Genomic DNA, 7209 nt, shown 5'->3' with positions numbered 1-7209 from the left:
TATGGGGCTAAAAGAATTTGCAATATGTTCAGATGGATATAGAGAGGCCAACCCAAAATATCTGAGAAAATCAGAAAAAAGGCTTGTCAAACTTCAAAGGGACCTGTCAAGGAAGAAAAAAGGCAGTAATAACAGAAAAAAAGCTAGGTTAAAATCATCTAAATTACACGAGAAGATAGTGAATCAAAGGGCAGACTTCTTAAATAAGTTATCAATAAAACTAATCAGAGAAAACCAATCTATAGTTATTGAGGACTTGAAAGTTAAAAATATGCAGCAGAATCACAGGCTGGCAAAGGCAATAAGCGAAGCAAGCTGGAGTGAATTCAGAAGAATGCTGGAATACAAGGCTGGATGGTATGGCAGAAAAATAATAGTGGCACCCGGTAATTATGCAAGTAGTCAATTGTGTTCAGTTTGTGGATATAAGAATAGAGAAGTAAAAAATCTTGCACTCAGGGAATGGACCTGTCCTAAATGCAGCACACACCATGACAGGGATATAAACGCCAGCAAAAATCTGCTGAAATTAGCCATATAATTTTGGCAATACACTGAGGTTGGTTCAACCTTTAGAGCTTAGGTAAACTTGTTCCATTAGGAATATTGACTAAGAAGCCATCTACTTCTATAGGTGGTGGTAGTTCACAATCCAGTTTACAGATATTTCATTAGCTGTTTATATGAAAGCCAGAATGTTTTCCATGTTTTAAGAAATACTATACTCAAGATTATATAAACTTGAGGTGGTATTAAGTGGAAAACAAACGTAAAGGTCTGTCTGCATGGCAGGTCACTATGATGGCACTGGGTACCATAATTGGAGGATCTTTTTTTATCGGATCATCAGTTGCTATTCATGCTGCAGGACCTGCTATTATGATATCCTATGTAGTAGCAGGAATTTTAGTCTATTTTATACTTTCCGCACTCTCGGATATGACGGAAAAATATCCATCATCAGGATCTTTCAGGTCATTTGCTACGAAAGCTTTTGGATCAGGTGCTGGGTTCACCTTGGGATGGGTTTACTGGACTGGCATGATCCTGGCTATGTCCAGTGAGGCAGCTGCTATTTCCATTTTAGTGCGCAGCTGGTTTCCAGGAGTGCCCATTGGACTATTTGGAAGTGCTGTAATTGTTGTGGTTACACTGCTTAATTTACTTGGAGCCGATAAATTGAGCAAGTTTGAAAGTGGATTGGTTGCATTTAAATTATTGGCTATAGTGTCATTTATAATTATCGGTCTGCTTTTAATTATGGGACTTATTGGGAGAAATTCTCCGGTGGGTGTAGGTGAGTTGAAATATGAACCACTGCTTTCGGGTGGTATAAAAGGTATACTGGGAAGTATGATTACAGTTATGTTTGCCTATGCAGGATTTGAAATAATAGGCCTGGCTGCTGCAGATACCGACAATCCTAAAAAAACAATTCCAAGAGCCATCAATTATACTGTTTTGAGCTTATTGGGACTTTACATAGTTTCTGTAGCTGTGCTTCTTCCGTTGATACCTACAGGAATACTTACTGAAAATGCAAGTCCTATGGTTGTGGCTCTGGATAGGTGGGGAATAAGCTGGGCCGGGAATGCAATAAATATAGTTATGTTTACTGCCATACTTTCGACTATGCTGGCAGCTATGTTTGGCTTGGGGAGAATGATTCGTTCTCTTGCAGAGGAAGGTCTTGCACCTAAATTATTGAAGGACAAAAGAGATGTCCCCTATAGGGGGATGATTTTTTCAGGTGCTGCAATGCTTTTGGGATTGATGCTGGGACTTTTATTTCCAAAAGTTTATTTATTTTTAGTGAGTTCGGGAGGATTTGCACTGCTTTTTACCTATGTCATGATTCTGGCTTCAGAAATTAAACTTTCTAAAAGAAGAAAGATAAAAAATAGATATGCATATTGGTTCACAATGGCAGCCCTTGTTGCTGTTATTTTTAGTATGCCTTTTGTTCCGGGGCAATCTCAGGGACTTATAGCAGGAATAATAATAATTTTATTTTATTCGCTGATCTATTCAGGAATAAAATATTATGAAAATATAAAAAAATTCAAGTATCAAAATGTAAAGAGAAATACTGCAGGACTATCTACTGAGTTTTCTGAAGAGTTGATGGAGGATGAGAAAAACCCAAAACAAAATATGGATGATAAATAATAATTATGAGAATGAGAGAGTTGAAATAAAAGGTGCTGCTGCATTAGCAATTTTTTAAATCGCTGTGAACGGCACTTTTATTATGATATAATATTATAACAATGTATGTTAAATTTAAAATGAGGTGACCAATATGTTTATAAATGAATTTAATAAAAGAGAATCCATTATCTTTATTAACTTAGTTCAGGCTCTAGCTAATGCAGATGAAGTGTTTGCTCATAGTGAGCAAATATTGATAGATGACTATATCAAAGAACTTTCTTTAAACAATGAAACTATAGAAAAACTAACATATGAATCAGCTATTGAAGAATTAGCATCATCTACAGACAGAATTAAAAATATACTTTATTTTGAATTACTTGGATTGGCTTTAGCAGATGGATCATATGATGAGAAAGAAATAAAATTTTTAGATAATATTGCATATAAACTTAATATAGATAATGCTAAGCAGCAGGATTTTATAAATTATTTTAAAATGACCAAGAATATCAATGACTTTATAACTATGAATCCTGAATGCAAAATAAAATTATTAAAAGAGACAGCTATGGATTTAATATAATATGGAATTAATATCAGAAGTGAACTGTATCATAGATAAACTGGAATCTTTAAATTTAAAATCGTATCTTATTGTCTACAATCTGAAAAGTCCATGCTCAAATTGAGTATGGACTTTTATTACTTAAATCTGTTTTTGTAAGACTGGACCATTTTTTTGACCATCTGTCCACCAATAGTGCCGCCTGATTTTCCAGCATCTTTTGAGGTTAAGCCTGCAATATATTTTTTGTTCAAATCAATCCCCAATTGATTTGCTGTTTCCATTTTAAGCTTGTTTAATCTTTCTTTTGCCTCTGGAACCAAAGGTTTATTTGACATGAACAAAAGCCTCCTTTAATTTGTAATATATTTTTGGTGACATTTTAGTTTTTGTATATATGAGTAAGTTAGTCTATGAAATTGGAGAAATATTTAGCAGATATTTGCAAGAACAAAAACAGATAAACATGGAAAATTTATATACATTAGAGTATAATGGTTATTATAAAATAATTGATTTTAATTAGTGCGAGAAGGTGTTCATATGTCAAAAATTAAAGTGTGCAAGCATACCCTGAATTACAAGGATTTAATCAGGATTCTAAAGGATAATGAAATTGAATTCAAAACAAAAGATTGTCTCCACAAATGCTCAAAATGTCATGAGAAAGTTCTAGTTAAAAAGGGTGATAAATATATATCTGCAAAAAATGTTGAAAATTTAATAGAAAAGTTATCCAAAGTTTAGAGCCTAAAATGCAGTATTGTTTATCTTACAGGTTTTAAAAGAGCTGGTCAAAATTATACTTAAATGATTTTGACCAATTTTTTCATCAAAGTATATTGACAATCATATTAATATGATATACATTATAATATGATATACATTATAATTGGATGGTCAAAGGAATATACCGGGGAGGTGATGAGATGGTTTTAAAAACACCGTCAGATCTGCTTAGGGGACATACAGATACCATTGTGTTGGCCATTTTGAGAAAAGGTGACAGCTATGGATATGAAATTCACAAATCTATCATGGAAAAAACTCAAAATCAATTTGAAATGAAAGAGGCAACCCTTTATTCAAGCTATAGGAGGCTGGAGGAGGGTGGATATATTACTTCCTACTGGGGAGATGAGTCTCAGGGAGGGAGGCGCAAATACTATAAAATTACTGAAAAGGGAAGAGAACTTTACAGGCAAAATAAGGAAGATTGGGAATTCTCTCAGAGGATACTCAATAAATTGTTGGAGGAGGAATGAAAAATGGATATGAAAGTTCAGGTTTATATAGATAGACTTTTTCGGGATTATGAAGATACTCCCGAGCTCAAGGATTTCAAGGAAGAAATTGCAATCAATCTGCAGGAGAGAATTAAAGAGTTTAAAAATCAGAGCGAGTCTGATGAAAAAGCCTTTGAAAAGGCAGCAGCTGAACTAGGTGATATCACTAAAATTGCAGATCAGATAAGCCGGCAGAAGAGGAAGGAGGTCATTGACCAAATGTATGTACATTCAAGAATACAGGTTGACAAAAAGCATGCTGTTGGTTATGTAGCTGCAGGTGCCATTGCGCTGTTTGCTATAATATCAGCATTCACAACTTATTTTAGCACAGGTGAAATATCCACGGGGGTATCTACTCTACCGGTATTTATTTCAATTTCCACAGCCATGTTTGTATTTTTGGGCCTTACTCAGGAAACAAACACCGATTTCCCTATGGAATGGAAACGTGCCCTGATATATGGCATTTCATCTGCTGTGATTGTGTTTGGAGTTTGCGTTTCGGCCATGCTGTATTTTATGGACGGAATGGGGCTTGAATCCGTATCTGGAAGTCTTATGCCTTTTGTAATTCCAGGTCTCTGTGTGCTTGTATTTTTACTGCTCACTGAAAAAGAAAGACATAAACCCTGGGTATTGGAGAGAGAAAGAATGTTTAAGGAGAATTATGCTACTGCATGTGGAGATGCAAAAACCATGGAGCAGAGAGGGCTTTTATCCGGAGCACTTTGGCTGTTTGCGGCGGCGCTTTTTGTATTATTGGGTTTTATAATTGGTTTTAAATATTCCTGGGTTGTATTTTTATTTGCAGTTGCCTGTGAAGTACTTATAGAACTCTGGATGAGTTCAAAGATCAAAATGAAAAATAGATCCTGATTGTAGAAGAAATATGCTGGCAAAACTGTAATGCCAGCGGGAATTACAACTGTAATATTTGCTGATAAATATGGGTGTGATGCTGCCGTGGAGTGTATGGTTATAAATATTTTTTTGTTGTCAGCACAAATAAACTCACATTATAGCTGTGACTTTTTAAAGTCATTTTCCATCTGCTGTATCTGCCTTTGGAATACCTTTTTAAGGGGGGCAATGAGAAGAAATATTCCTGTAAAACAGCCAAGCATTCCAAATATTTTAAGAAGATGATCCCAGTTGGGACCTCCAATTGCTTCCCTAAACCCATTTATGGAATAGGTAAATGGTAAAAATGGCGCCATGTTGGCAAGTCTTGTTGAAATAATTTGAAGAGGGTATATGCCGCCTGTTCCAAAAATCTGGAATATCATAAGAACTGTTACCAGGGCTTTCCCTACATTTCCTAATATAAATATGCATGTAAATATTATTATGGAAAATGTTATGCTTACCACAAATGCAACTTCTATCATGGCAGGTATATTCACAGGTCTTATTCCAAGAAGCAAAAATTCTCCAAGTAGAGTTATAGATGTCTGTATTAAAGAGAGTCCCATGAAAAGAAATAATTTTCCAGAATATTCCTGAATCATGCTGACCTTTGTTCCATCTCCAAATTTTTTGCATTTCAGCGTAAGTATAGTTGAAAGAAGAAGTATACCTACCCATATTGACAGCGTAGTATAAAAAGGAGTGACTCCATATCCAAATAATCCAAGATTATAGAGCTGAACGTTTTTCAACTCTATCGGAGATGACAATAGACTTGAAATTTCAGGACTTTTTTCCATTATTTCTATTATATGATCAATATTCTTTTCATTTATCATATTCGTATCTTTGCTTAGCTGGTTTAATCTGTTCTGAATATCTCCAAGCCTTTTGTTTATCTGGTTTACATGTGATATTGATATTTCACTGATAGAGGCACCTGCATTTGCCAGTGAATTAAGCTGAGGAATAATCGTTCTTGTAGATTGAAGTATACCCTCATAAATTTCCAGACTCCTATCAATATTATTGCTCATGTTGTTCAAAGTCTGGCTGGCATTTGAATAAAAAACATTGGATATATTCACTGCATCCGATGACAATTCATTTCTCATTTTAGAGAGCTGAGCTATAATTGAATCTGTACTTTCCTTTGAACCATTACTGTTCACAAGCTGCTTCAATTGTGCAAGAGAACCTTTTTCCATCTGTATGGAATTCTTCATTCTAGACAGGGTATTTATGAGCTCCACCGCACCATTGTTTGGCAACACATCATCTATAGCATTGAGTGTTTTGAAACTGCTGTCAATTTTTTCAATCATCGAATCATTTAGATTATCTAGCTGATCTATAGTATTGTTTATGGCACTAGAATTTACAAATTCATTGTCCGTATTTTCAAGACTTGACAAAAGGGATTGAAGCTGAGTATTTTGGTTCTGAAGTTCATTTATCCCGTTTGACAGATTATTCTGTGCTGAATTTATAGTTTGTTTTGTGGACTGTGCAAGGGATCTGCCATGATTTACAATATCCTGAAGGCTTTCAATCTGTCTGGAAAGTCTTGGAATGTCATTTTTAAGCTTATTTAAATAATCCTGTATCTCCCTTGAATTTTCGTTTACCTCCGACAGATATTTTTTTGTTTTATATATGGCTGTGATGGAATCCTCCAGCGAGTCTTTAATTTGTAGAATTTCAGGTTTATAATTGTTTAACTTTTTGCCGATGGAATTCATCTGTTTGAGAGCTTCCCTGCTGCTTATCTTTACAAAGTTTGATTTAATCTGATCCGCCAGCACATCTTTTGCCTGGCTTGTAATTTCAGTAGCCGCTGCATTCAATTTCTCATTGGCTCTGTATACTATATTTGGTTTTTGAGGTTCCGAGGTGGCAAGCGTGAGAAGTCTACTTGAAAAATCTTCAGGAATTTCTATCAATGAATAGTACTTTCCAGTATTGAGCCCGTAATTTCCCTGCCATTCATCTATGATAACCCAGTTGATACTCCTGTCTTTTTTTAACTCGTTTATAATCTCATTTCCTACATTTATAGTCCTTTCATTAATGCTGCCGCCCTCATCTTTGTTGACAACTGCAATGGGAAGTCTGCTGGTATTGGCCTTTGAGTAGGGATCCCAGGACGCTTTTATATTTACAAGTGCATAGGAGGATGGGAGAAAGCAGAATACTATAATCGTTATGAGCACAGCAAAATTTTTTGTTATGTTTTTAAAATCCCTCTTTAATATTTTAAATACAGTATTCATGCTGGTGTCACTCCTATTA

Annotated in this window: 8 protein-coding genes; 6 read left to right on the top strand and 2 right to left on the bottom strand. The window is 35.1% G+C overall.

The genetic code is table 11. The features are described from left to right. The 3 genes from J5G60_RS04710 to J5G60_RS04700 all read left to right on the top strand — a co-directional run. Positions 1 to 541, top strand: a 541-nt coding sequence (locus J5G60_RS04710) for an RNA-guided endonuclease TnpB family protein (protein WP_207876514.1), incomplete at its 5' end; no start/stop codon positions are given. Between the two features lie 215 nt (positions 542 to 756). Continuing rightward, the gene (locus J5G60_RS04705; protein ID WP_150355838.1) at positions 757 to 2169 is read left to right on the top strand and encodes an amino acid permease; all 1413 of its coding nucleotides are present in this window, start codon (positions 757 to 759) and stop codon (positions 2167 to 2169) included. A gap of 133 nt (positions 2170 to 2302) precedes the next feature. Further along, positions 2303 to 2740: a hypothetical protein gene (locus J5G60_RS04700; RefSeq protein ID WP_150355837.1), complete on the top strand. Its 438-nt coding sequence runs from the start codon at positions 2303 to 2305 to the stop codon at positions 2738 to 2740. Positions 2741 to 2859: 119 nt separating this feature from the next. Here J5G60_RS04700 and J5G60_RS04695 read toward each other — a convergent pair whose 3' ends face one another. Next, positions 2860 to 3060, bottom strand: a complete 201-nt coding sequence (locus J5G60_RS04695; RefSeq protein ID WP_150355836.1) for an alpha/beta-type small acid-soluble spore protein — start codon at positions 3058 to 3060, stop codon at positions 2860 to 2862. A 205-nt stretch (positions 3061 to 3265) separates the two neighbouring features. Between J5G60_RS04695 and J5G60_RS04690 the strand changes: the two genes are divergently transcribed. From J5G60_RS04690 to J5G60_RS04680, 3 genes are all read left to right on the top strand, one after another. Then, positions 3266 to 3469, top strand: coding sequence for a hypothetical protein (locus J5G60_RS04690; RefSeq protein ID WP_150355835.1), 204 nt, complete (start codon positions 3266 to 3268; stop codon positions 3467 to 3469). Between the two features lie 182 nt (positions 3470 to 3651). Next, positions 3652 to 3987 carry a PadR family transcriptional regulator gene (locus tag J5G60_RS04685; RefSeq protein ID WP_150355834.1) on the top strand — a complete coding sequence of 112 codons (336 nt, stop codon included), beginning with the start codon at positions 3652 to 3654 and terminating at the stop codon, positions 3985 to 3987. A gap of 3 nt (positions 3988 to 3990) precedes the next feature. Beyond that, positions 3991 to 4887, top strand: coding sequence for a permease prefix domain 1-containing protein (locus J5G60_RS04680; RefSeq protein ID WP_150355833.1), 897 nt, complete (start codon positions 3991 to 3993; stop codon positions 4885 to 4887). A gap of 140 nt (positions 4888 to 5027) precedes the next feature. Here the strand turns inward: J5G60_RS04680 and J5G60_RS04675 are convergent, their stop codons facing one another. Beyond that, positions 5028 to 7190 (bottom strand): YhgE/Pip domain-containing protein, encoded by a 2163-nt coding sequence (locus tag J5G60_RS04675; RefSeq protein WP_150355832.1) that lies wholly within the window; start codon positions 7188 to 7190, stop codon positions 5028 to 5030. Positions 7191 to 7209 lie beyond the last annotated feature (19 nt).

Source organism: Clostridium sp. HV4-5-A1G (assembly GCF_900184915.1).
GTDB lineage: Bacteria > Bacillota > Clostridia > Clostridiales > Clostridiaceae > Clostridium_B > Clostridium_B aromativorans.
This window is presented reverse-complemented; position numbering and strand designations above follow the sequence as displayed.

What these genes read in the sequence shown, in the direction of transcription:
- J5G60_RS04700 (WP_150355837.1), top strand. Translation starts at nt 2,303, where the DNA reads ATGTTTATAAATGAATTTAATAAAAGAGAATCCATTATCTTTATTAAC.
- J5G60_RS04695 (WP_150355836.1), bottom strand. Translation starts at nt 3,060, where the DNA reads ATGTCAAATAAACCTTTGGTTCCAGAGGCAAAAGAAAGATTAAACAAG.
- J5G60_RS04690 (WP_150355835.1), top strand. Translation starts at nt 3,266, where the DNA reads ATGTCAAAAATTAAAGTGTGCAAGCATACCCTGAATTACAAGGATTTA.
- J5G60_RS04685 (WP_150355834.1), top strand. Translation starts at nt 3,652, where the DNA reads ATGGTTTTAAAAACACCGTCAGATCTGCTTAGGGGACATACAGATACC.
- J5G60_RS04680 (WP_150355833.1), top strand. Translation starts at nt 3,991, where the DNA reads ATGGATATGAAAGTTCAGGTTTATATAGATAGACTTTTTCGGGATTAT.
- J5G60_RS04675 (WP_150355832.1), bottom strand. Translation starts at nt 7,190, where the DNA reads ATGAATACTGTATTTAAAATATTAAAGAGGGATTTTAAAAACATAACA.